Origin of the sequence: Bacillus rhizoplanae (assembly GCF_917563915.1) — a bacterium.
Taxonomy (GTDB): Bacteria; Bacillota; Bacilli; order Bacillales; family Bacillaceae_G; genus Bacillus_A; species Bacillus_A rhizoplanae.
This window is the reverse complement of the sequence record NZ_CAKJTI010000032.1, coordinates 1-25,672: the sequence shown is the minus strand read 5'-3', so window position 1 is coordinate 25,672 and position 25,672 is coordinate 1. Positions and strand designations below refer to the sequence as shown.

Sequence of the window (25,672 nt, the reverse complement as noted above, 5' to 3'; positions counted from 1 at the left end):
TAAACGATTCCGCTAAAAACAAAACCATATATTATACACAAATATTTCCTTTTCATTCCCGAAAAGAGAAGGGAAATGTTACATTTCTAACATTTCCCTTCTCTCGCTGCCATTTCCTCTTTCGTATAAATAATTCGCATAGGATTCCCACCGACGAAAGCGCCGCTCGGTACATCACGATGAACAAGTGTCCCTGCTGAAACAATTGCCCCGTCTCCAATGACAACACCAGGTAAAACAGTCGAATTTGCACCAATCATTACTTCGTCTCCAATAATAATTTCACCAAGGCGATATTCTGTAATTAAGTATTCATGAGCTAACAACGTTGTATTATAGCCAATCACTGAATTACGTCCAACTGTAATTTTCTCTGGGAACATAGTATCTGGCATAACCATAAGTGCAAAAGAAGTTTTCTCTCCGATTTGCATGCGCAAAAATGTGCGATATAACCAATTTTTCATTCGTAAAAAAGGGGTATATCGCGCGATTTGGATCACAATGAAATTTTTCATCACTTTCCAAAATGAAACCGTTTTATATACATTCCATAATGAATTTGCTCCTGATACTGGATAGCGCGTTGTCCGTCGCACCTTGCTCTCTCCCTTTTTGTACTCTCGCTTAACTGCTGAGCCCAGCCGCTCGTAAGAAAAACGATTAGTGAGGTAAGATTGTTAATAAGTCACTCATTTTTTCTAACACATAATCAGGTTTGTAAGACTCTAAATATTCGCGTCCTTTAATTGTCCATGCAACAGCAGCTGTCTTCACACCAGCATTTTGTCCACCAACAATATCATGATGGTTATCGCCTACCATCAAAGATTCTTCCGGCTTTGCCTCTAATAACTGAAGCGCTCTTTGAATTGGCTCTGGATGTGGTTTCACATGTTCTACATCATCAATTGTTACCACAACATCAAAAAACTGCTTTAATTTCGTTAACTGTAATCCCATTTCAACAGTTTTGCGCGCCTTTGTTGTTACAATCCCGATTTTATAACCTTTTTCTCGAAGCACCTGTACAGTTTCATACACTGTTTCATACTCTTCTACTAATTCATCATGATATTCATGGTTAAAATCACGATAACATTGAATAAGCTCTTCCACTCGGTTCTCGTCGATTTTACTAAATGTATCATGTAATGACGGACCAATAAATGGCAGTACATCTTCACGTTTATATTGATTTGGGTAGTGCTTTTCTAATGTATGTAAAAATGAAGAGATAATAAGTTCGTTTGTATTAATCAACGTTCCATCCAAATCAAATAACACTGTATTAATTTTCATCTTTTCGCCACCCCTAGTTGTTGTATGATAAAGTGAGACTTCCATCAGCGATTTCTTCCCGCTGATGGTTAGTTGAACCAATCGGGCTTTTACGGGCAGTTATCCCCCAACACTCTTGAGATGGGGGATAACTGCCCGCGAATAGCGGGATAAGAAAAGAAGCAGCGCCGCATATGTGACGCTACTTTTTTCATTCAACCCCGACTCATTCACTGAATTACAAAGTTATATCATTATTGTTCTAAATATCGTTTATCTGCATACCCCATTTTGCGTCTCACAACAATGAAAATAATGGAGACGATAATTATGGCAATTGATATAACTTGTGCAACACGAAGCGGGCCGAGCATTAAGCTATCTGTACGTAATCCTTCTATAAAGAAGCGCCCGGTAGAATACCAAATTAAATATGTAAAGAATAGTTCACCGCGGCGTAAATTTGCTTTACGAAGAAGTAAAAGCAAAATAACCCCAGCAAAGTCCCATAATGATTCATATAAGAATGTCGGCTGGTAATATACACCATCAATATACATTTGATTTATAATAAACTGTGGCAAATGTAAACTTTCGAGAAATTGACGCGTCACTTCACCGCCATGTGCTTCTTGGTTCATAAAGTTTCCCCAGCGTCCAATCGCTTGCCCAAGTAAAATACTTGGTGCAACAATATCTGCTAGCTTCCAAAAAGAAAGACCGCGTTTTTTCGCAAATACCCAGCCTGTAAGAACCGCTCCGATTAATCCGCCATGAATGGCTAAGCCGCCGTGACGAATTCTAAGAATTTCGCTTGGATTTTGCGAATAATAGCCCCATTCGAAAATAACATAGTATGCACGTGCACAAAGGATTGCAATCGGCACCGCAATCAATACTAAATCAATAATTGTATCTTTCGGCAGACCAAGCCGTTCACTTTCTCGAGTTGCAAGCCATAATCCAAGTAAGACACCAGTGCCAATAATTACACCATACCAATAAATCGGAAACGGTCCGAGCTGAATCGCCACACGATCAAGCTGTGGTACAGACCCTAACAGCATATTCTTCACTTCCTTTCTCTTTCTATCAGTAGAGGAGAAAGAACCCCTCCACTGACGAAATCTTCACTTTTATTAATTTTGATCTCCTAGTTCAATCGCACTCATAAGACGCTCTGAAAATTGCTGCGCTGCATTGACACCCATACGCTTTAAACGGAAATTCATCGCTGCCACCTCAATAATAACAGCCAAGTTTCGACCAGGTCGTACTGGAAGTGTAATCTTTGTAATCTCTGTATCAATGATCTTCATTTTTTCTTCATCTAAACCAAGGCGATCGTAGTTTTTCTTTTGATCCCAAATCTCAAGATTAATTACAAGTGAAATACGTTTATGATTACGCACTGCACCTGCACCAAATAACGTCATAACGTTAATGATGCCAAGTCCACGAATTTCAAGTAAATGTTCAATTAACTCCGGTGAACTTCCGACTAGTGTATCGTCATCTTCTTGACGAATTTCTACACTATCATCAGCCACAAGTCGATGTCCGCGTTTCACAAGCTCAAGTGCTGTTTCACTTTTCCCGACACCACTTTGTCCTGTAATCATTACACCAACACCGTAAATATCAACTAATACACCGTGAATTGCTGTTGTTGGTGCTAATTTACTTTCTAAGTAATTCGTCAAGCGGCTTGATAAGCGTGTTGTTTTTAACGGTGAACGCAGCAGGGGCACATCTGCCTGGCGAGATGCTTGCATTAATTCCTCAGGTACATCTTGACCACGCGTTACGATAATACACGGTGTTTCTTCTGTACAAAGTGCTTGCATACGCGCTTGCTTTTGTCCTTCTGTTAACGTATCAAAAAAAGTAAGCTCTGTTTTCCCAAGAAGCTGAACACGATCCGCTGGATAATATGTGAAAAATCCCGCCATTTCAATTCCTGGTCGTGATAAATCACTTGTATCAATCGGACGATGAATTCCTTCTTCACCGCTTACTAGTTCTAAATGAAAATGTTCAATTAAATCTTTCGTTCGAACTTTTGGCATATGTAAACCTCCACGTTGCGGAATGTATCTAAGCAGCGTACTACCACTCTCCCCGCTATTGTACCATTTTTTTCTTAAAACACGAAACACGGTTTCTTTTGAAAAAGAAAAAAACATTCCACGCTTTGCGCAAAATGTTTTACGTTTTGTCGGATACTTATACTCTCCACTTATTTTTTCTCAGACAATGGTTCAATAATCACTTTATCAATTAACATGTTTAAAATCGAAATAAAGATTGCTGCAACAATCGCTACGCCAAATCCAGATAAATTAAACGCATCGCCAAGTAACGAATCTGTAATTTCCAACGTAATCGCATTAATAACAATTAAGAAGAAACCAAATGTTAATATCGTAATTGGCAGCGTAATTAAAATTAAGAACGGTTTCACAACTACATTTAAAACTGCTAAAATTAAGCTTGCAATAATTGCTGTTTGTATATTTGCTATTTCAAACGCACCTGGTGCAAAAATTTTAAGAAGACCCGATACAGCAATTAGCACAATACTATTCACAATAAGTGATAGAATCCATCTCATATTCCTTACACTTCCTTTTCATTAGGGACAATTACAACCCAAACTACATATATCAACAATAATACTCCAATCAGAAAAAAACACCAAGTACAGATAAAGTGAAACTTCTCTTCGGAGATGCTTTTTTCTCCGAAGGGTTAGTTGAACCAATCGGGCTCTTACAAGCAGTTCCCCCTTCTCGAATTTTCATCTTTGCTTACTGCTTGTTTGAGCGGGGTACAGTGAAACTTCCTTTCGGTAATGCTTTTTCTCCGAATCTTGAGTTGTCCAAAAGTAGCGGGATCATTTACTCATTCGCAAGCACCTGTACACCTTTCACAATATTCCATATAAAAATAACAAGATTCACAAGACCAAATAACAACATAGCTACAAGCACGAGTGCACCAATTTGTTCTGGTGTGTTCATAACAAATACAAGTAGAAACACGAGAAATAAACAAAAGAATGGTAGTAAATGTGAAATGAAAGCTTTCTTTGCATGAGATTTCACTTCTTCATGGGGAACAACAAAATACACGATAATAGGAAACAATAACGGAGCCACAAAAATACTGAAGTAGCAGCATGAAGCTAAAATCTTTTGCGTAGAATCCACAAAATCCACTCCCTTTTTCATGGATATAGCAGAAAACATCTAATAAAGAAGTAATACTTCTTTATTAGATGTTTGTTTTACTGTGTTAATTCTACTTCTTCCACTTTTTCTTTCATGCGTGCTTTATCACGATCTAAAACATCTTTTAAATACTTGCCTGTGTAAGAACGCACTTCTTTCACAACCTGCTCCGGCGTACCTGTTGCAACGATTTGTCCGCCTTTATCGCCGCCTTCAGGCCCAAGATCAATAAGGTAGTCTGCCGTTTTAATAACATCTAAATTATGTTCAATCACAAGCACTGTTTCACCATTATCAACAAGACGCTGAAGCACCTTTAATAGACGAGCAATGTCATGTGCATGAAGGCCAGTTGTCGGTTCATCTAAAATGTATAACGTTCGTCCTGTTGAACGACGATGCAGCTCAGATGCTAGCTTCACGCGCTGCGCTTCTCCGCCCGATAACGTCGTTGCTGGTTGACCGAGTTTCATGTAATCGAGCCCTACATCCACAAGCGTTTGGAGCTTACGTTTAATTTTCGGGATATTCGCAAAGAACTCTACTCCATCTTCAATTGTCATCTCTAATACTTCAGAAATGTTTTTATCCTTATATTTTACTTCTAATGTTTCACGATTATAACGTTTTCCGTGACAAACTTCACACGGAACATATACATCTGGCAAGAAATGCATTTCAATTTTAATAATTCCATCGCCGCGGCACGCTTCACAGCGGCCACCTTTCACATTAAAGCTGAAGCGCCCTTTTTGATAACCGCGCACTTTCGCTTCATTCGTTTGTGCAAACACATCACGAATATCATCAAACACACCTGTATATGTTGCTGGGTTTGAACGCGGTGTACGCCCAATTGGTGATTGATCAACATCGATCACTTTATCTAAATACTCAAGACCCTTAATTTCTTTATGCATACCAGGCTTACTTTTCGATTTATATAATTTTTGAGCAACCGCTTTATATAGCACTTCATTAATTAGTGTACTTTTCCCTGAACCTGATACACCCGTTACAGCAACAAATGTGCCAAGCGGGAATGACATCTTCGCATTTTTTAAGTTATTTTCCTTCGCTCCAATAATCTCTATTTTACGCCCATCACCTTTGCGGCGCTCCAGCGGAACTGGAATAAACTTTTTGCCTGATAAATATTGTCCTGTTAAGGAATTGTCATCATGCATCACTTCTTGCGGCGTACCTGCTGAAACGACTTGCCCGCCGTGAATACCTGCACCAGGACCAATATCTAATAAATAGTCTGCGGCCATCATCGTATCTTCATCGTGTTCAACAACAATAAGCGTATTTCCTAAATCACGCATTTCTTGCAGCGTATGGATTAAGCGATCATTGTCACGTTGGTGCAAACCGATAGAAGGTTCATCAAGGATATACAATACACCCGTTAACCGCGATCCAATTTGCGTCGCTAAGCGAATACGCTGTGCTTCTCCGCCTGATAATGTTCCGGCTGCACGGCTAAGCGTTAAATAATCGAGTCCTACGTTAATTAAGAAACTAAGACGCTCTTTAATTTCACGCAAAATAAGATTAGCAATACTTTGTTGCTTTTCTGTTAATTCAATATTTGTAAAGAAATCGTGCGCTTCCTGAACGGAAAACTGCGTTACTTCCGCAATCGTTTTCTCACCTACAAAAACAGCTAAGCTTTCTGGTTTCAAACGGCCGCCTTTACATTTTGGACAAGCTTGCTCCGCCATATATTTTTCCATTTGCTCACGAATATAATCAGAGCTCGTTTCCCGGTAACGGCGCTCAATGTTTGGAATCACGCCTTCAAAAATAATATCGCTTTCCTTCACTTGACCAAAGTCGTTCACATAGCGGAAATATACTTTTTCATCTCCGCTTCCGTATAACACCTTCTCAAACAAATGCTTCGGAATATCTTTTACCGGCACATCCATGTCAATACCATAATGGTTACAAACAGACTGCAACAATTGCGGATAATATTGCGAACTTGTTGGTTCCCAAGGCGCAATTGCATGATTATTTAATGATAAATCCCAGTTTGGAATCACTAAATCAAGATCTACTTCTAGCTTTGCACCAAGACCATCACAAGACGGACACGCACCGAAAGGACTGTTAAAAGAAAACATGCGCGGCTCAAGTTCACCAATAGAAAATCCGCAATGCGGACAAGCATGATGCTCGCTAAACAGCAACTCTTCTTCTCCGATTACGTCAATTAAAACGCGGCCCTCACCAAGCTTCAAAGCTGTTTCTAACGAATCAGCAAGACGGCCTGCAATTCCTTCTTTCACAACAATGCGATCAATTACAACCTCAATCGAATGCTTTTTATTTTTATCTAACGTAATTTCTTCCGATACATCAAGCATTTCCCCGTCAACACGAACGCGAACATACCCTTGCTTTTTAATATCTTCTAACAACTTTACATGCGCACCTTTACGGCCTGATACAATCGGCGCGAGCACTTGGAGTTTCGTACGCTCTGGATATTCTAAAATACGATCTACCATTTGCTCAACTGTTTGCGATGTAATTTCAATGCCGTGATTTGGACAAATTGGTGTTCCGATACGCGCAAATAATAAACGTAAATAATCGTAAATCTCTGTCACCGTTCCGACTGTTGAACGCGGATTGCGACTCGTCGTTTTTTGATCAATTGAAATAGCCGGAGACAATCCTTCAATTGCATCCACATCCGGTTTATCCATTTGTCCTAAAAATTGACGTGCATACGCCGATAGTGATTCTACATAACGGCGCTGTCCTTCCGCATAAATCGTATCAAATGCTAACGACGATTTTCCTGAACCAGATAACCCTGTTACAACAACAAGTTGATTTCTCGGAATGGTGACATCAATATTTTTTAAATTGTGGGCTCTCGCACCTTTTACAACGATAAAATCTTTACTCATCGCCTTCACCCTTCTGCTTTTAGCTCTAGTAATAAATCACGAAGCTCAGCTGCCCGTTCAAAATCAAGCGCTTTTGCAGCTTCTTTCATTTCCGCTTCCATTTTTGCAATGACATTTTCTCGTTCTTTTTTCGTCATTTTCTTAGAAGTTAGTGGTGCTGTCTCATACGTTTCTGTATCTTCCGCAGCCATCGTTGCACGAATGACATCGCGCACCTCTTTTTGAATTGTTTTTGGTGTAATCCCATGCTTTTCATTGTATGCTTCTTGAATTTGACGACGACGCTTCGTTTCATTGATTGCGATTTCCATCGATTTTGTAATTCGGTCCGCATACATCACAACATGACCATTTGCATTACGTGCTGCCCGGCCAATCGTTTGAATAAGCGAGCGCTCTGAACGAAGGAATCCTTCTTTATCTGCATCTAATATTGCTACAAGCGACACTTCTGGAATATCGAGTCCTTCACGAAGTAAGTTAATACCAATAAGCACATCAAACTTCCCTAGACGAAGATCGCGAATAATCTCAATCCGTTCTAATGTTTTAATTTCAGAATGCAAATAATTTACTTTAATCCCAACATCCTTCAAGTAATCAGTTAAATCCTCTGACATTTTCTTTGTTAATGTTGTAATTAAAACGCGCTCATTTTTTGCAATTCGGTCGTGAATTTCTCCTAATAAATCATCAATTTGTCCTTCGATTGGACGTACATCAATTTGCGGATCTAAAAGCCCAGTTGGACGAATAATTTGCTCCACAACTTCCGGTGTATGTTCTAATTCATACGGTCCCGGCGTTGCTGATACGTACACAACTTGATTCGTTTTCTCTTCAAACTCTTCAAACATAAGCGGTCTGTTATCTAGCGCTGATGGCAGACGGAATCCATGATCAACAAGCACTTGCTTACGCGCTTTATCTCCGTTATACATCGCTCTTACTTGCGGCACTGATACATGCGACTCATCCATCACGATAAGAAAATCTTTAGGAAAATAATCTAATAATGTATATGGTGTTGAACCAGCTGGACGGAGCGTCAAATGACGGGAGTAGTTCTCAATCCCTGAACAAAAACCCATCTCACGCATCATTTCTAAATCGTAACGTGTTCGCTGCTCTATCCGCTGCGCTTCTAACAATTTACCGTTATCATTTAATTCTTTTAAACGTTCTTCTAATTCTTTTTCAATATTTTCAATGGCAACTTTCATTTTTTCTTCGCGTGTAACGAAGTGAGATGCCGGGAAGATTGCCACATGCTCACGTTCTGCTAATACTTCACCTGTTAATGCATTCACTTCTCGAATACGATCAATCTCATCGCCAAAAAACTCAATCCGAATACAATGTTCATCAAGGGATGCTGGAAAAATCTCAACTACATCCCCGCGCACGCGAAACGTTCCACGCTGGAAGTCAATATCATTACGGCCGTACTGCACATCAACAAGTTCACGAAGCAGTTGATTGCGTTCCTTCTCCATACCAACGCGTAAAGAGACAACAAGCTCACTATATTCTTCTGGAGAACCTAAACCGTAAATACAAGACACACTCGCTACAATAATAACATCATCTCGTTCAAATAAAGCCGATGTCGCTGAGTGACGCAATTTATCAATCTCATCATTAATTTGTGCGTCTTTTTCAATAAATGTATCGGTTTGCGGTACATACGCTTCCGGTTGATAATAGTCGTAGTAACTAACAAAATATTCAACCGCATTGTTCGGAAAGAAATCTTTCAACTCACTGTATAGCTGTCCTGCTAACGTTTTATTATGAGCCATTACAAGTGTTGGCTTCTTGACTTCTTTAATGACATTTGAAATCGTAAATGTCTTACCCGTTCCTGTCGCTCCAAGCAACACTTGATGTTTCTTACCATTTTTAATCCCAGCTACCAGCTGCTCTATCGCTCTTGGCTGGTCACCTTGCGGGGAATATTCTGAGACAATTTCAAATTGATGTTCCAAATAAATCCGCCCTCCTCGTAAAAAATCTGTATTCCCATTTTACCACGAATGCTCATAAAAAAACCAAAAAAACGAACAAATATTCGATAAACAATTCGACACCCTTTCTACAAATTCAATATATAACAACAAAAAAAGAAGCCTATTTACTAAGCATCTTTTTTGTTTATCCCGCATTAACGGGCAGTGAGGGCTGAAGAAAACCCCCACTGATGGAAGTTTCACTTTATCCATGAGGTATCTTCAACAAAAAATAACTGATATACTCATGATTTTCTTTACATTCACTTAATTTACAGCTTACGTCTTCACCGCTTTTTTCTTTCATAATCCCTTTACACACATTGCTTTTTTTCCCTTTATGACTTCCTCCAAATTTGTCGTTAGAATCATCAAAAAGATAGTTTATATTGATTCCATCATAATCTAATGTTTGAAAAATCGGATCTCCTTCATCTGTATAATTCACAATACGCACTCTATCAGCTTTGCCGCTTTTCACATGAGTCAGAAACTGCTGAAACCGATCTAAATTAGATCCCTCACCTATTTTTGCGACGATATCATTCTTTTCATCAACTTTCGCTTCACCATGTTTCTGATTATCTTCTACTGTTTTTACAGTAGATAAACAACCCGCCAAACCGCCTATGTAGAATAGAAAGCACAATGAGACAATTCCTTTTCTCATCTTAATCCTCTCCAACCCATTTTGACTTGATACTATCATTCAAAATGAAATAACTTGTCGTAGCAATAAAAATACCTATACAAATATCGACAAGAAATCTATCGTTTTTTGTATAGGTAGAATTTTCTAAAAAATTAGTATTTACAATGCCCATTTTTCATATTACAATACGTTTAAAGATTCGACATTTTACGACAACGCGATCTTAATGTTCAGAATATTATAACAACAATGAGGGTGAGGGATCTATATGGATCTATTTCGAAAAAAATCGATTTCCGCAATGTTAGCACAATCACAGCAGAAAGGAGCTTCTTTAAAAAAGGATTTAGGGGCATTTGATTTAACAATGTTAGGAGTCGGCGCTATTATCGGAACGGGCATTTTCGTTCTTACTGGCGTTGCTGCAGCAGAACATGCAGGACCAGCACTTATTTTATCGTTTATTTTATCCGGTTTAGCCTGTGTATTCGCAGCATTATGTTATTCCGAATTTGCTTCAACTGTACCGGTATCAGGTAGTGCATACACTTACAGTTACGCAACATTTGGAGAAATAATCGCTTGGATTTTAGGATGGGATTTAATTCTAGAATACGGTTTGGCATCTTCAGCCGTTGCATCTGGTTGGTCTGGATATTTCCAAGGATTATTAGCTGGCTTTGGTATTAAACTGCCGCATGCTTTAACAAGCGCTTACAACCCTGCGGCTGGAACATATGTAGACGTGCCGGCAATTTGCATTATTTTCATCATGACATTGTTATTAACAAGAGGTGCAAAAAAATCAGCTCGTTTTAACGCTATTATGGTAGCTATCAAATTATTTGTTGTTCTTCTATTCATCGGTGTTGGTGCTTTCTATGTAAAACCTGAAAACTGGACACCATTTATGCCATTTGGCTTCTCTGGCGTAACAACTGGAGCTGCAACTGTATTCTTTGCTTATATTGGATTTGATGCTGTATCAACAGCTGCTGAAGAAGTAAAAAATCCACAGCGTAACATGCCAATTGGTATTATCGCTTCCTTAGCAATCTGTACAATCTTATATATCGTTGTTTCATTAATATTAACAGGAATCGTTCCCTACAGTCAGTTAGATGTAAAAAACCCTGTAGCATTTGCACTGCAATATATTCATCAAGATTGGGTTGCCGGCCTTGTCTCTTTAGGAGCAATTGCTGGGATTACAACCGTGTTACTCGTTATGTTATATGGACAAACACGTTTATTTTATGCAATGAGCCGCGATGGCTTACTGCCAAAAGCACTTTCTCGTGTAAGCCCAAAAACGCAAACACCTGTTATGAATAGCTGGATTACAGCAGCTATGGTTGCTTTCTTTGCTGGCTTTGTTCCATTAAGCAAGCTAGCAGAACTAACAAACATTGGTACATTATTTGCATTCATCGTTGTATCAATTGGTGTTATCATCTTACGCAAAAAACAGCCAGACTTGCCGCGTGCCTTTAAAGTACCTTTCGTACCATGGGTTCCAATATTAGCAATTCTATTCTGCGGATACCTAACATTACAGCTTCCAGTAACAACATGGATTGGCTTTGGTGTTTGGTTAGTTATCGGTTTAATTGTATATTTCAGCTACGGATATAAAAATAGTACTTTGAGAAACGAACAAAAAGACGACGCCGCATAAAGTGAAACTTCCATTCGGAGATGTTCTTTCTCCGAATGGTTAGTTGAACCAATCGGGACCTTACAGACGGTTTGTCTCTCTTCCTTGCCTTACTTCTTACCGGCTGTTTGGGCGGGATAAAGTGAAACTTCCTTCTGAGAGCGTTTTTTCCCAGAAGGTTAGTTGAACCAATCGGGCTTTTACAGGCAGTTATCTCCCACCTTTTTTCTTCGGATTCCTCACAATCTTGAGGTGGAGATCTTACTGCCCGCAAATAGCGGGATAAAGTGAAACTTACATCAGTGAGGGTTTTACTATCCGATAATACGAGGTAACAAAAAAGCTGTTGTCCATTAAGGGCAGCAGCTTTTTTATATATTGACATACATCAAATTCACGTAGCTCAAACAAGATGTTTTCAACTTGAATGAACAGCTAGCTCGTCACGCATTGTCCACACGTGTTTTCTACTTTTGGAATACAATGTATCAAAAATAAAGAAAAGAGGTTTAGCACCAATATGCCTGATCATCATAACAAATCTGATGAGGAATGCCTTAAAGATAAATCAAATACTCATAACTGTTTTTTTGAAAATCATACAATTGGATCAACAAATTCCCCAGTACTAGTTCTCGTACCAGGAGGCACTAGCCATCAACCTGTTTTTCAAGATTTTACTGGTAATCAGAATAAAACATTACTTCAGCTGACTTCTGCCTCATTAAAGTGTGGAAAGCCTTTACCTTTGGCGATAACCATTATAACAAAAAGCCCCCGTAACCCTATTACTGCTATAATTACAGAAAGTGCAAGAATATTTCAAGTAGAAAACTTTGAGAGCTTGAGTGTCTCAAATCTTGACTCTGCTCAAGGTGGATTGCATGTATTCATCAAAAAAATTGATCTGTATCTGCTGTGAGAAATGAAGAAAAGAAAACAGAGATGTTACCCTAGCGCGGCAACGTCTCTTTCTCTTTCTTTTTCTTTTTTGGGAAAATAACATAAGAGAGAGTAATAAGCGTATCTACACAAAAAACAATTCTCCACACTTTACTCACACGATTCGCGGTTTCGCTTAAAAATACATCTGCATCAAAACTAGCTATATTTTCAAGCGCCTCCACTTCCTCTTGTTTATTCGCTATCATATTTTCCATGTTAGACCCTGATCCATTTAACGAAAAATACCACAATTATATAGAAGGGATTTTTTCGAAGAAAAATAAAAAACACTTTTGGTAAATTATTAATTATTTACCAAAAGTGTTTTATGTTTATTTTACAATAAGTATTGGACAATGCGCGGACTGTGCCACTTTATTGCTTACACTTCCTAACAACGCTTCCTTGATTAGTCCCTTTCCTGTGTTTCCCATTATAATGATATCGTAATCGTGCTCTGAAGCATATACAGTAATGATGTGGGCTGGGTCACCATCAAGTGTACGGGCCTCATAATTCACATTGGATTCTGAGAGAAACTGGATTGCAGAGGTTAATATCTCTTGATTCTCCTCGTCTAATAGTTGATCCAGATCGATGTTCAGAATAGGCTCCTGCATCGGAAGGTCTTTATTCACATGCAGAATCGTCAACTTTTCAGATCCGATTGTTTTCCCCAGCTCCGCTGCATGGTGAAGGGCGCGGACAGAAGGTGCCGAGCCGTCGAACGCCACTAACATTTTTTTATACATACGTATCGTCCTCTCATATATAGTTGCCTGTGTACACTGAACCGCGGCTGCATGGTTTGGGAGTACGTGCTTTTTTAGTGGCCGCTAACTTGATCTACATGTGCAATGTGTTTCCGTCCAAAAGCAACGACCAGCATGGCCAAGAATACAAATACAGCGCCAATTACGAAAGGAACATGTGGAGTATACGTTTCAGCAAGCTTATTTGCCAGCCAAGGTCCGATCGCTCCGCCGATGAAACGGACGAAGCTGTATGCTGCGGAGGCCGTAGCGCGCTCTACTGGCGCAACCTGCATAACCGCTGTAGTGATCAATGTATTATTCGTTCCCAAGAATAGGCCTGCGATGATAACGGAAACAATAATAACTGTTCTTGATTCTGTCCAAATTCCCATTGCCAAAAGAGTTAATGCAAACAAGGTTAACATCGCGCACATTGATTTAATCGTTCCAAATCTGGCTTGAAGCTTCGGAGCAACAAAGACAGATGTGATAGCGAGACAAATTCCCCATCCAAGGAACACATATCCCAATCCATGCTCATCCAAACCCATGACGAATGGAGCGTATGCCATTAACGTGAAAAATCCGATGTTATAAAGGAATGCTGTAATCCCAAGTCTTAATAATCCAGGGAATTTCAATGCTTTGATCGGATCAAGGATAGAGCTTTTTACTTTCGGCTTTGCAACCTGAGGCATTTTTAATAAAAGAGCAAAAAAAGCGATGATCATTAGCACGCTTACCCCGTAGAACGGGCCGCGCCAAGAAATAGAGCCTAATTCTCCGCCAAGCAGCGGGCCTACGGAAATACCAAGCCCGATGGCTGCTTCATACAAAATGATTGCTTTGGTGGTTCCGCCTACAGATAAACCTACTATCGCAGACAACGCTGTGGCAATAAATAATGAGTTGCCAAGTCCCCATCCGCCTCGGAAAGCGACAATTTGCCATATTCCGTTTGAAGAACCCGCCAGTGCCGAAAAGACGATGATAAATAGAACGCCAGTCAATAAAGTCCATTTAATGCCAATCCTGCTGGAGACAACGCCGGTGATCAGCATCGCAATCCCAGTAATCAAGTTATAACTTGAAAATAGTAAGGAAACCTGGCTTGGGGTGGCATGAAGTTGTTCTGCAATCGCAGGTAAAATAGGATCGACAAGTCCTAAGCCCATGAAAGAAATGACTGAGGCAAAAAAGATAACCCAAACGACAAGCGGCTGTTTGGCCGATTGATTTTGGGCACTAAGTGAATATGATTGATTTAAATTCATCCATTACAAACTCCTTTATATACGGTTTTGGGGCGAGTTCAACCTATTACAGTTCCCTGATTGATATCCCTTATCCATCCCCTTTACATTGAAAAAAGCTATGATTGCAATTTCGTTACAAATATTAGTATAAAACTTTTTAACCTTAACGTCAACGTTAATTTAAATGGACAAAATAATAATTTCATTAATAACTCCCTCTTCATCGTTAGCGTAAACCGCTTGTTTTTTCTGAAAAGCTCTGGTTGTAGTATAATATTCTTGAGCTAAAAAGCTCCATCCTGTTAGTGTAATAGTAAAAATAAAGAAATATAGGAGCGAAATGATGGACGGAATAAAAATAGATGACGTAGCGAAACAAAGCGGTTTAACGAAACGAACCATTAGATATTACGAACAAATCGGACTGTTGCCTGCTCCCCCGCGAAGTGAAGGAGGCATAAGATTATATTCCCAGGAACATATTGACTTCCTGAAAAAAATCACAAATGCCAAAGAAGTAATGGGCTTTTCCCTTCAAGAGCTTCAGCAATTCATCGCGCTCAGCGACACGTTAGAGCTTCGCAAAGCGGATTACAGGCAAGTAAAAGGCACAAGTGAACAAACAGAAAAGTTAAGAAAAGTAGTAAATACTATCGAAGAGCAGCTGAACTTCATCGAACAAAAAAAGAAAAACCTCTTAAATGTCGAAGAAGATTTAGTCTCACTCAGGGACCGTGCGAAAGCAGCGCTGGTTCGATTTGAGGAAGAAGAATCTGGGCAAAAGGAGTGAGGGAAGCGGACTTATTTTTGGTAGTTTCATCTTGAAAATTACAGAGCTTCTATTAGTTATTGCATTTTGTTTCTGATGAAAAAATCGCATATAAGTGCATGAAATATACGGATAAAAACACCTTCTTTATTCGCAACATTTCTTATGATTAAGTTGAATTTTACTTCTTGTTCCTGCACAAAGGTGTTTTTTAGGGTAGGAAACACATCTCCATCAAGGTAAAGTAATTAAATACCCCCTGCCCATCAAGCTAATATTTTGAAGTACCTTCAAAACAAAAAATTTATCCCTCCACAGTTATCTATAAGAATTCAGCTCATTTTTTTCCTTTTGGGGAACAATGAATTTCTTAACTTGATGGCGATGGAAAAAAGCCCTATCAAGCCTATTTATTTCATTACTTTTCTTTATAATTAGCATAACGATTGCTAGATACATATTCTAAGAATATGTATTCATAAAAAAACTGCTGAACCATAACGTTCAGCAGTTTTTATTATCTATTCCAAACTCCATTTAATCGTATCATAATCCACGGTCTTCTACGCAAAATGCAATACATATACAAGTATATACCCAAGAACAGAAAGCAATACCGATCCAATCAATCCTGCAACAAATGCTTTTGTTCCTAGTTTACGAAATGTCTTAAATTCTACATTTAAACCAAGCCCAGCCATTGCCATAGCCATAAGCATGTAAGAAACAACGACAATATCGCTTGCAATTTTTTCAGGTACAATTCCTAATGAATGAAACGCACTAACTGCTAAGAAGCCAAAAATAAACCACGGAATCGGAACATCACGCCAAGATTTCTTTTCCCCCGCTTCTTCTCCGCGCTGAAACCATATGCCAATTAAAATTGCTACAGGTACAAGAAAGGCAACGCGCGTTAACTTCATAATTACCGCAATATCAACCGACTCACTTCCACCAGGTGCTGCTGCTGCAATTACATGAGCAATTTCATGCAATGTTGCACCCGAAAAAACACCATATTCATACGGAGACAAATGAAGTACAGGATACAGTAGTGTATATGCTAATGTGAAAATGGTTCCTAAAATCGCAACGATCGCTGCACTAACTGCTACTTCTTCGTCCTTTGCTTTTACTTGCGGTCCAATCGCAATAACAGCTGCTGCTCCGCAAATCGCTGTTCCGCATGCTGTTAACATGCCAAGCTTCTTCTCCACTTTACAAACACGTGTTAATGCATATACAACAATAAGTGTAAACGTAATGACAATTGCCGCCATTACCAATACCTTCGGGCCCGCCTTCACAATATCAACTAAATTTAACCGCATACCGAGTAATATAATCCCTAGACGCAGTAGTTTTTTACTCGCAAAATTCGTTCCTGCAATTGCTTGACTCGGTACACCAATTGCCGCTCTCCATACCATTCCAATTAGAATAGCAATCACTAATTGGCCCATAATACTTAAAAATGGAAGCTGCGCCAAATATTTTGCAACAATAGCAATAAGTAACGTAATCCCAATACCTTGCGCAAATCCAAAACGCTTCTCCTTTTGTAAGGTTAACATTTGTTCCATTTTATACCACTCCAATAATCATCTTATAACATGCATGTTCGTTCTACTTTCATTATAAGAGTATTTTAATCATAAGTTTAATACTAATATGCTATCTCAATCATCAAGAAAACTTATGATAAAATGAAGAGAAAAGCGGAGCCGACTCCTTTAGTCACTGAAAGGAATGATTATAATAAATACCGACATTTTAAAAATCTTTGTAACAGTCGTAGAGCAAAAGCATTTTTCCAGAGCTGCTGAAATGTTGAATCTTTCACAGCCCGGGGTAAGCATGCACATTCGCAATTTAGAAAATGAATTTGGTGCAACGCTCATTCAGCGCTCACCAAAACATGTGCAAGTCACAGAAGCTGGGAACATTTTATACATACATGCAAAACAAATGCTTACTCTATACGAAGAAGCAAAACAAGAAATTCATGCGCTGCATAATATTGTTACGGGTACACTGCGCATTGGCGCTAGTTTTACAATCGGAGAATATCTTCTTCCTAAAATATTAGCAAACTATGCGAAAGAACATCCACTCGTTGAAGTTCATACCTTTATCTCAAACACAGAAGAAGTGTTGCAAAGAGTTCGTTCGAATCAACTTGATATTGCCTTAGTAGAAGGGCAAGTCGTATACACGGATGTAAAAACAGAGCCATTTATGGAAGATGAAATGAAACTTGTCGTTTCGCCAAATCATCCGCTTACGGTGACAAGTCCGATTCATACAAACATGCTGCAAGATCAAGTATGGGTGCTCCGTGAAACGGGTTCAGGAACGCGAGCTTACAGCGACCGCTTCATCCATGACCACCATTTAAAAATGAAGCGTTACTTCACATTTAGCAGCATTCAAAGTGTAAAGGAAGCCGTTGCTGCCGGGCTCGGAATTGCGATTTTATCAGATTGGACGGTACGTAAAGAACTGCAAGCTGGTGAAGTATGTCATATACCTGTCCCAAACGAAAAGCTCATGCGCCCTTTCTCGATCGTACGAGGAAAATATTTCATTCCTTCCAAAGCGATTCAAGTATTTTTAGAGCATGTGCAAAACTTTGCGGACAAACATAGTTGACCTTTACACTAATGTGAAGGTTTAGAATAAAGTGAAACTTCCATTCGGAGATTCTTTTCCTCCGAATGGTTAGTTGAACCAATCGGGCTTTTACGGGCAGTTATCCCCCACCTATCCTCTTCGCCTCTCTCAATCTTGAGGTAGGGGGCTTACTGCCCGTTAATGCGGGATAAAGAAAGAAGGAGTGATGGTTTTGCGCATCGGAGAATTATCGAAACGTACAGGCGTAAGTGAACGGTCACTACGGCATTACGAAGAAAAAGGCTTACTTATTTCAAAACGGCTTGCAAATGGCTATCGTGATTTTGATGAAACCATGATTGAAAAAGTAGAGCTCATTCAAATGTATTTACAGCTCGGTTTAAACCTAGAAGAAACTGCCCGAATGCTGCGCTGTTTAGAAATAGAACCACACTTATACGATAATCCATGCAGCAGCATCATCACGCTTTACGAAGAAAAGCTTGATGAAGTCACAAAGCAAATTTCGTTGCTTTCTCATATCCAAACAAACTTACAAAAACACGTTACACTGTTAAAACAAAGGAAAGAAAGGAATTGATATATGATGTTCGTTTTACATGGAAGTTCACGTTCAAATGGGAATACAGAACAATTAACGCATATGATGCTAGAAGGCGTACATGCTGAAGAAGTATATTTACGCAGCCATACAATCCAACCCATTACAGATCAGCGTCATGATGCAGAAGGCTTTCAACCTATTCATGATGATTACGAAGGTATAACGAAACGTATGCTTGAGCATGATACAATTGTGTTTGCAACACCACTTTATTGGTATGGTATGAGCGGATATATGAAAAACTTTGTGGATCGCTGGTCGCAAAGCTTGCGGGATGCATCGTTGCATTTTAAAGAACGTATGCAAGGTAAGAAAATGTATGTTGTCATTGTCGGCGGCGACAATCCAAAATTAAAGGCTCTCCCGCTTATTGCACAGTTTCAATATATTTTTGACTTTGTAGGAGCTTCTTTTGAAGGTTATATTATTGGGGCTGCCAACGCACCAAGCGAAATCGTGAATGATAAAGAAGCAATGGAAAAAGTAAAAGTATATAATCATACTCTCAAACAAAAATAATTAACAGAATGGTTTGACAAATACACCTCCATACGCATACAATAAATGTAAATTTATGAAAGGAAGGTACATCGGCCAATGAAGTTCTAATTCTCTTTTTTATTCATCCATCACAAATAGTGAAACGAAATGATGAAAACTAGAAGAGGATTAGTATGCCCTTTTGTCGATAACTTTCTTTTGACAGGAACATGTAAAAAATACGTGTACAATTTTTTTGTGCATACCTTTTTACATACTATGGGTGACGTATATCCTCTCTGGTGAAACTAGGGAGGGTTTTTTATGACCATTTTAACAGCACGAAACATTGAAAAAAGCTTTGGTGACCGTACTTTATTTACGTTACAAGCACTTGATATTCATGCGTATGACCGTATTGGAATCGTCGGTGTAAACGGTGCAGGGAAATCAACGCTATTACAAATATTAAGTAAAGAAATAGAACCTGATTACGGGACAATCGACCACTACGGTTCTATCGCCATCATTCCGCAGTTCCATGAAGAGACATTAGAAACAGCTTCTTCTCTTTCAAAAGGACAATGGGGAATTTCTCATATCACAACAAATATGAGCGGCGGTGAACGCGGACGTTTAAAAATTGCTCATGCTCTTGAACAAGAAGCATCTATCTTATTCGCTGATGAACCAACGAGTCATCTCGATATGTATGGCACAGAACAATTAGAGAAAGCATTACAATCTTATAAAGGAGCAATCCTTTTAATTTCCCATGACCGTTCCTTGTTAGACGCCATTTGCACAAAGATTATCGAAATTGAAGATGGCTCTGTTCGTGAATATAAAGGAAATTACACAAACTATCGGGAGCAAAAAGAACAGCAAAGGCAGCACCAGCAATCAGAATTTGAGCAGTATACGAAAGAAAAACAGCGATTAGAAAAAGCAATCACCAGTAGGCAACAGCGGGCTGCCGGTATGACAAAAATCCCAACACGATTTAGTTCCTCTGAATCTAAGCTATACAAATCAGATGCAGCTTACAGTCAAGGGAATGTCCAAAAAGCCGCAAAAGCATTAGAAACAAGATTAGAGCAATTAGAAAAGAAAGAAAAGCCAAGGGAAATTGTGCAGGCAAAGTTTGATGCGCAGTACCACGCACCGATTCATAGTAAAACGATTGTGCAATTTAATAAGGTTACAAAAAAAATCGGCAGCCGCACCCTCTTTCACAATATAAATGGAAGTATGGCTCCGGGCGCAAAGCTTGCTATTCTTGGAAAAAATGGAAGCGGAAAGACAACACTATTTCATATGATTCAAACAAATGAACGAGGAATTCAGCTTTCGAAAAGCTGTAAAATTGGTTACTTTGAACAAACATTAGCAATTCTGCAAAATGACAAAACCATTTTACAAAACGTTATGGAAGAAACACGTTATGACGAATCATTTGTACGAACAATTCTTGCACGTCTTCTCTTTCGAAGAGAAGATGTTCATAAACAAGTGAACGTATTAAGCGGCGGCGAACGCGTAAAAGTAGCGCTGGCCAAAATCTTCTTAGGAGACTACAATATACTCCTTCTTGATGAACCGACAAACTATCTAGATCTTGCCACTCAAGAAGAACTAGAGCAAATGCTGCAACATTATCCTGGTACTGTTTTATTCATTAGTCACGACCGTACCTTTGTTCATAAAATTGCTGATCACATTTTACACCTAGATGAAGAAGCACCGCGGCTCTTTCAAGGGAATTATGAACAGTATACAAAGCGGACAGAACAAGCTTCTATTAATCCAACAGAGCAGGAACTGCTGCGCCTGCAAACAAAATTAACAGAAGTAATTGGGCGCATTTCGATGCCAGGGCGTCATGATAATGTTATTCTTCTGGAAAATGAATACGAGCAATTGCTGCACAAAATTCAAGAATGTAAAAAATCTGTCCTCTAATATATCGGCTGTTCTTTGCAATATATCGGCGATTTTCATAATATATCGATCGTTCTTTAAAATATATCGGCGATTCGACACAATATAAAGTGAAACTTCCATCAGTGATGCTTTTCTCACTGATGGTTAGTTGAACCAATCGGGCTTTTACGGGCAGTTTTCTTCCCTGCTCTTCTCCATCCTTTACTGCCCGTTAATGCGGGATAAAGACCCTTCGACAAAATTAGACACACTGAACACACTAAAGAGGGCTGACCGAAGTCTATTTTCAGGTCAGCCCCGTTTTTTTCTTCCCATTAAAATTTATTCCACGTTAACACATCATCAAGCGGAAGACGAACTTTTTCAAAACCAGCCTTAACTGCTTTACCTACACAAATTAACATGACAGGTTCAAGGTTTTCTGGAACATGAAAAGCTTCTACAAACTTCTGTGGATGGAAACCGCCAATTGGTACAGTATCAAAACCTTTTGCTTTTGCAGCTAACATAAGCTGCATCGCTACTAAACCACCATCAATCATCGCCACGCGAGTAGCTTGTTCGTTAGAGAACTTTCCATAGTTTTCAATAATCGAATTTACATAAAAGTTTTTCGTTTCTTCTGTCATTCTTCCCTTTTTCACTACTTCTCCGTAAATTTTCTCAGCATTTTTATATGCTTGTTTATCTCCTAAAACGGCAATTACAACGGAAGCATCTGCAATTTGCTGTTGATTGTTTGCGATCGGTAATAATTCTTCCTTCGCCGCTTCGTCTTGCACAACAAGAAATCTCCATGACTGCAAGTTTGAGGATGACGGAGCTAAAGTTGCTAGCTCTAAAATTTCACGAATATCTTTTTCATCCATTTTAAATTGAGGATCGTAATGACGTACAGACTGGCGTTCCTTAGCAATTGTAAAAAAATCTGTGTCGGTAATTTCTTTCGGACCTTCCGTATGAATATTAAGTTCATGTATTTTATTCAAATACTCTTCTGCTGCAGATTTTTTTCCTGACATTGTTTTTCTCCCTTAACTGTTCTATTTTTAAGAACAGTATATTCTTCTAACTGTTCCTTTGTCAAGAACAGTTAAATAAAAAAATAAAACGAAAACTACAGCCCCGTTTTATTAGTTACTCTTCATTATTTAGGAAGTAAGTCAGCTAGTTTTTTCTTTGCTAGCCCCTCTACAAGCCATCTTTCCATTTCATCTCTTAGTTCATATAAAGCTGAACATGTTGAAGGAGAAAAACACTCCTTACCATCTACATCAAGGAATCCTTTTGAATATGGATCAGCTCTTATCGCATCATAAACCTCTACTAATGTAATTTCATTTGCTGCTCTAGCTAAATAATAACCGCCATCTCGGCCTTCTTTCGCTACAATCAGTTCTGCCTTAACTAAATGAGTAAGGATTTTTCTCAAAAAGAGTGGCTTTGTTCCTAACTTTTCAGCCATGATTGCACTAGGACAAATACCGTCATAATCTGCCAGTACCAATAAGGACTGCACAGCAAGTCCGAACCATTTCGTACTTGAAACCTTCTCTTTCATTCGTTTTCACCTCTCTACTAGTCTAATCGATTTTATTAAAAAGACAACCTACAGTCCATCAAGCAGGAATTGACGGATCAATATTCTATCTTCATTCACACAAAAAGAACCCTTTCTCCTGATAGAAAAAAGGGTTCACATATTATCATAGGGTACGCACAGCTGCTTCCCTTATCGAACTCTAACCGCTGTTCCGCTCACAGCTACCATTAACATACCTTCACGAACTACTTCATAATCAACATCGATACCAACAATTGCATTTGCGCCTTTTTGCTTTGCAAGATTTTTCATTTCGTCCATCGCAATATCACGTGCTTCTTTTAACTTACTTTCATACGCACCGGAACGGCCACCAACAACATCACGAACAGAAGCGAATAAATCACGAACAATATTAGCTCCCATAATTGCTTCTCCGTTTACGATATCAATATACTCTTCAATTTCTTTTCCTTGAATAGCAGAAGTTGTTGTAACGATCATAATATATGTCCTCCTATGTATATAAACTTGTATTCCTATCTATATGGTACCCTAATTTCATACAATCACATAACACAAACACTTTTTTCAGTGTATACAAAGATATACAATTCGGTATTAACCTTACATTTTGCTAAAACTTACACCAGAACCTAATTAACTTCAATTTGCACAATGCTTTCCGTTAATATAATATGCTGATTCTGAGAAAACCGTAAACACAACCTCTACTTCAGGAAGACCAAAATCCATTATATATGTGGTAAGTGCCCCGGCAAATCGATCACGAATTTCCTGTCCACGTTCGAACCATTTAACCTCAATAAGAGGAAAAGCCTCTGTTTCTTCTCCATTATATACAAATGTAGAATTTGGTAGTTCTAATGTAAAATTATCCGTACCACATTCGCAAATCTCTGCGAGCTCTTCTACTAATGGTTTACTTATACTCTTTAATTGTTCAGTAGTAATTCCACGAAATACAATATGCGGCAAGTGAATCCCTCCGTTAGATGGCTTTATTCTATATTTATCCACATCATAGCACAATTTATTTCGCTGCACCAGAATCTATCGGCACCCCCAATTGGCCCTCTTTTCCGTCTTAATTCTTACAATTGCAGGTTTTTGTTTGTTCCTCATTGCGCTGTATTTGTTGCTTTAAAATAAAGTTTGATAATTTGTAAAAAAGTTCAATCATTTATAAAGAAGATTGATAATTTAAAACAAAGTTTGATAAAACCCTGTATTAATATAGGGTTTTTCCTTTACCCCTTAAACCCCAGTTTATTCGATTTAAAACAATATCTTTTATGAGTTGACATATAATGGTAAATATATTATTCTTTTGTTGACTGATTTAATCAATCATAAAAAAGGAGAGTTAGCTTATGGAATACAATCTTCGAATGGGAAAAGCAATCGTTATCGGAGGCAGTATGGCAGGTTTGATGACTGCTCGCGTATTGGCGGATGTTTATGGAGAAGTGCTTGTTATTGATAAAGATAAATATCCGGAACATCCGGCTGACCGGGCTGGCGTACCTCACGGTTTCCATCCGCATCGATTCACAAATCGCGGCAAAATGATTACGGAAAATCTGTTTCCCGGCTACGAAGAGGAATTGGCCGCGCTTGGCTCGCCTTCCTCGCTCAATAAGACAGCGCATATTATGAATCCGTATGGGATCGTCAGCGGACCTTATATGCGCAATGATTATAAATTCAGCCGCGCCGTGCTTGAATGGGTCATCCGCGAACGCGTGAGCGCGAGTCCGAATGTGAGGTTTCTTCAAGGGCATGACGTACTTGAACTCATTGCAGCTCCAGACTGTTCAGCCATTACCGGAGTACGGGTTCGGGAGCGGAAAGTTGCCGGAGAAGAAAGTGTCCGGATGGCCGACCTGATCGTCGATGCCAGCGGACGATCCTCCCGGCTGCCAGAGTGGCTGGAGAGCCTGGGGTACGAAGTGCCGAAGCCCGATCTGATGAAGACGGCCATCGGGTACAGCACTCGCCGCTATACATTGCCGCCTGCAATGCGACATCTGGCCGAAGATTGGGATGTCGTCAACATTATGGGCCAGCCGGAGAACAACACCTTTACAGGCGTCTTCTCCTTCATTGAGAATCAAGTCGCCGAACTGCTGCTGTACCGTCCCGGAGGACAATTTCCTCCTACAGATGCGGAGGCATTCGAACAAACGGTGGCCGGGCTGCCGTCTTCCCTGATCGCGGAAATCGTCAAGGATTTGGAACCTGTTGGCAACCCGCGGGGCTTTCGTGTAGCGGAATTATACCGCCGCCATTATGAACAGGTTCACCATTGGCCTGCTGGCCTGCTCGTCCTTGGTGATGCTTACTGCATCTATGATCCGATTTTCGGTCAAGGGATGACGGTTGCGGCAATCGAAGCGGAAATACTGCAATCCTCTTTGCGGGAGCAGCTTAGCAATCCGAAGCCGCAGTTTGAAAAGCGGGTACTTAAACGAATGCAGCGTGAAGCCATTACGCCTGCCTGGTGGCTGAACTGTGCGGCGGATTTACAGTGGGAGGGCGTTGAATATGAAGCCGGGTCAGAACCGCTTGAAGGGGTAGATTTTTGCCGGAAGGTGATGGATATGCTGCTTAAAGAGGGTACGGTGAATCGCAACTTCCAGCTTTACGGCATGTATTGGGGAGTAAACACATTGTCTGTTCCGCTTGGTGAGCTGTTCAATCCGCAAATGATCAGAGCGGTGCTGGAAGCATCGGACGAAGGAAAGGAAATCCTCGCCGAGCTGCTGGAGCAGCATCATCGGCCGCTTGAAGAAATACTGGAAAAGATCATTCCACGATAAGAGAAGCCGTACATTCCGTAAAAATAAAGCACCTGCCGTGAATTGCACCCCAATTGTTAGACACAGTCTAACAATTGGAGGTGCAGTTTTTTTATGACGAAATACTCTTTAGAAACCAAGTTATCTGCCGTTACCGA

At 39.5% G+C, this 25,672-nt stretch carries 25 protein-coding genes; 8 read left to right on the top strand and 17 right to left on the bottom strand.

Annotated elements, in window-relative coordinates; genetic code table 11:
- Positions 1-86 precede the first annotated feature (86 nt).
- From LRP84_RS19285 to LRP84_RS19245, 9 genes are all read right to left on the bottom strand, one after another.
- A complete protein-coding gene (locus LRP84_RS19285; protein ID WP_230576555.1) occupies positions 87-599 on the bottom strand; it encodes an acyltransferase in 513 nt (170 codons plus the stop codon).
- 64 nt (positions 600-663) lie between these two features.
- Positions 664-1,302 carry a pyrophosphatase PpaX gene (gene ppaX / locus LRP84_RS19280; protein WP_230576554.1) on the bottom strand — a complete coding sequence of 213 codons (639 nt, stop codon included), beginning with the start codon at positions 1,300-1,302 and terminating at the stop codon, positions 664-666.
- A gap of 233 nt (positions 1,303-1,535) precedes the next feature.
- Positions 1,536-2,348 carry a prolipoprotein diacylglyceryl transferase gene (lgt, locus tag LRP84_RS19275; RefSeq protein ID WP_230576553.1) on the bottom strand — a complete coding sequence of 271 codons (813 nt, stop codon included), beginning with the start codon at positions 2,346-2,348 and terminating at the stop codon, positions 1,536-1,538.
- 72 nt (positions 2,349-2,420) lie between these two features.
- On the bottom strand, positions 2,421-3,350 hold the full coding sequence (gene hprK / locus LRP84_RS19270; RefSeq protein WP_230576552.1) for an HPr(Ser) kinase/phosphatase: 930 nt from the start codon (positions 3,348-3,350) through the stop codon (positions 2,421-2,423).
- A 170-nt stretch (positions 3,351-3,520) separates the two neighbouring features.
- Positions 3,521-3,895, bottom strand: a complete 375-nt coding sequence (locus LRP84_RS19265; RefSeq protein ID WP_230576551.1) for a phage holin family protein — start codon at positions 3,893-3,895, stop codon at positions 3,521-3,523.
- A gap of 286 nt (positions 3,896-4,181) precedes the next feature.
- Complete coding sequence (locus LRP84_RS19260) at positions 4,182-4,514, bottom strand: magnetosome magnetite crystal formation protein family (RefSeq protein WP_437438794.1); 333 nt, start codon at positions 4,512-4,514, stop codon at positions 4,182-4,184.
- A 56-nt stretch (positions 4,515-4,570) separates the two neighbouring features.
- A complete protein-coding gene (gene uvrA, locus LRP84_RS19255; RefSeq protein WP_230576549.1) occupies positions 4,571-7,441 on the bottom strand; it encodes an excinuclease ABC subunit UvrA in 2,871 nt (956 codons plus the stop codon).
- Positions 7,442-7,446: 5 nt separating this feature from the next.
- Positions 7,447-9,429 carry an excinuclease ABC subunit UvrB gene (gene uvrB / locus LRP84_RS19250; protein WP_098308393.1) on the bottom strand — a complete coding sequence of 661 codons (1,983 nt, stop codon included), beginning with the start codon at positions 9,427-9,429 and terminating at the stop codon, positions 7,447-7,449.
- Positions 9,430-9,655: 226 nt separating this feature from the next.
- On the bottom strand, positions 9,656-10,120 hold the full coding sequence (locus tag LRP84_RS19245) for a DUF4362 domain-containing protein (RefSeq protein WP_230576548.1): 465 nt from the start codon (positions 10,118-10,120) through the stop codon (positions 9,656-9,658).
- 250 nt (positions 10,121-10,370) lie between these two features.
- Between LRP84_RS19245 and bcaP the strand changes: the two genes are divergently transcribed.
- Both bcaP and LRP84_RS19235 read left to right on the top strand, forming a co-directional pair.
- Positions 10,371-11,780, top strand: coding sequence for a branched-chain amino acid transporter BcaP (bcaP, locus tag LRP84_RS19240; protein ID WP_098308389.1), 1,410 nt, complete (start codon positions 10,371-10,373; stop codon positions 11,778-11,780).
- A 499-nt stretch (positions 11,781-12,279) separates the two neighbouring features.
- Positions 12,280-12,681: an exosporium protein D gene (locus LRP84_RS19235; RefSeq protein ID WP_230576547.1), complete on the top strand. Its 402-nt coding sequence runs from the start codon at positions 12,280-12,282 to the stop codon at positions 12,679-12,681.
- Between the two features lie 31 nt (positions 12,682-12,712).
- Here the strand turns inward: LRP84_RS19235 and LRP84_RS19230 are convergent, their stop codons facing one another.
- The 3 genes from LRP84_RS19230 to LRP84_RS19220 form a co-directional block, all read right to left on the bottom strand.
- The gene (locus LRP84_RS19230; protein WP_230576546.1) at positions 12,713-12,919 is read right to left on the bottom strand and encodes a hypothetical protein; all 207 of its coding nucleotides are present in this window, start codon (positions 12,917-12,919) and stop codon (positions 12,713-12,715) included.
- Positions 12,920-13,036: 117 nt separating this feature from the next.
- A complete protein-coding gene (locus LRP84_RS19225) occupies positions 13,037-13,456 on the bottom strand; it encodes a universal stress protein (RefSeq protein WP_230576545.1) in 420 nt (139 codons plus the stop codon).
- A 74-nt stretch (positions 13,457-13,530) separates the two neighbouring features.
- Positions 13,531-14,733, bottom strand: coding sequence for an MFS transporter (locus tag LRP84_RS19220; protein WP_230576544.1), 1,203 nt, complete (start codon positions 14,731-14,733; stop codon positions 13,531-13,533).
- A gap of 325 nt (positions 14,734-15,058) precedes the next feature.
- Between LRP84_RS19220 and LRP84_RS19215 the strand changes: the two genes are divergently transcribed.
- Positions 15,059-15,505, top strand: a complete 447-nt coding sequence (locus tag LRP84_RS19215; RefSeq protein WP_230576543.1) for a MerR family transcriptional regulator — start codon at positions 15,059-15,061, stop codon at positions 15,503-15,505.
- Positions 15,506-16,047: 542 nt separating this feature from the next.
- Here LRP84_RS19215 and LRP84_RS19210 read toward each other — a convergent pair.
- Positions 16,048-17,070: a YeiH family protein gene (locus LRP84_RS19210; RefSeq protein WP_230576542.1), complete on the bottom strand. Its 1,023-nt coding sequence runs from the start codon at positions 17,068-17,070 to the stop codon at positions 16,048-16,050.
- Between the two features lie 175 nt (positions 17,071-17,245).
- Here LRP84_RS19210 and LRP84_RS19205 point away from each other — a divergent pair, with 175 nt between their 5' ends.
- The 4 genes from LRP84_RS19205 to abc-f all read left to right on the top strand — a co-directional run bounded on the left by LRP84_RS19205 (position 17,246) and on the right by abc-f (position 21,167).
- Positions 17,246-18,139: a LysR family transcriptional regulator gene (locus tag LRP84_RS19205; RefSeq protein WP_230576569.1), complete on the top strand. Its 894-nt coding sequence runs from the start codon at positions 17,246-17,248 to the stop codon at positions 18,137-18,139.
- Positions 18,140-18,332: 193 nt separating this feature from the next.
- A complete protein-coding gene (locus LRP84_RS19200; protein WP_230576541.1) occupies positions 18,333-18,701 on the top strand; it encodes a MerR family transcriptional regulator in 369 nt (122 codons plus the stop codon).
- Positions 18,702-18,707: 6 nt separating this feature from the next.
- Positions 18,708-19,244, top strand: a complete 537-nt coding sequence (locus LRP84_RS19195) for a flavodoxin family protein (protein WP_230576568.1) — start codon at positions 18,708-18,710, stop codon at positions 19,242-19,244.
- 285 nt (positions 19,245-19,529) lie between these two features.
- On the top strand, positions 19,530-21,167 hold the full coding sequence (abc-f, locus tag LRP84_RS19190) for a ribosomal protection-like ABC-F family protein (RefSeq protein ID WP_230576540.1): 1,638 nt from the start codon (positions 19,530-19,532) through the stop codon (positions 21,165-21,167).
- Between the two features lie 296 nt (positions 21,168-21,463).
- Here abc-f and LRP84_RS19185 read toward each other — a convergent pair whose 3' ends face one another.
- The 4 genes from LRP84_RS19185 to LRP84_RS19170 all read right to left on the bottom strand — a co-directional run bounded on the left by LRP84_RS19185 (position 21,464) and on the right by LRP84_RS19170 (position 23,691).
- The gene (locus LRP84_RS19185; RefSeq protein ID WP_230576539.1) at positions 21,464-22,171 is read right to left on the bottom strand and encodes a nitroreductase family protein; all 708 of its coding nucleotides are present in this window, start codon (positions 22,169-22,171) and stop codon (positions 21,464-21,466) included.
- Between the two features lie 125 nt (positions 22,172-22,296).
- Positions 22,297-22,710, bottom strand: a complete 414-nt coding sequence (locus LRP84_RS19180; protein ID WP_230576538.1) for an RrF2 family transcriptional regulator — start codon at positions 22,708-22,710, stop codon at positions 22,297-22,299.
- A 171-nt stretch (positions 22,711-22,881) separates the two neighbouring features.
- Positions 22,882-23,196, bottom strand: a complete 315-nt coding sequence (locus LRP84_RS19175; protein WP_230576537.1) for a heavy metal-binding domain-containing protein — start codon at positions 23,194-23,196, stop codon at positions 22,882-22,884.
- Positions 23,197-23,358: 162 nt separating this feature from the next.
- On the bottom strand, positions 23,359-23,691 hold the full coding sequence (locus LRP84_RS19170; RefSeq protein ID WP_230576536.1) for a DUF1904 family protein: 333 nt from the start codon (positions 23,689-23,691) through the stop codon (positions 23,359-23,361).
- A 395-nt stretch (positions 23,692-24,086) separates the two neighbouring features.
- Here LRP84_RS19170 and LRP84_RS19165 point away from each other — a divergent pair, with 395 nt between their 5' ends.
- A complete protein-coding gene (locus LRP84_RS19165) occupies positions 24,087-25,535 on the top strand; it encodes an NAD(P)/FAD-dependent oxidoreductase (protein WP_230576535.1) in 1,449 nt (482 codons plus the stop codon).
- Positions 25,536-25,672 lie beyond the last annotated feature (137 nt).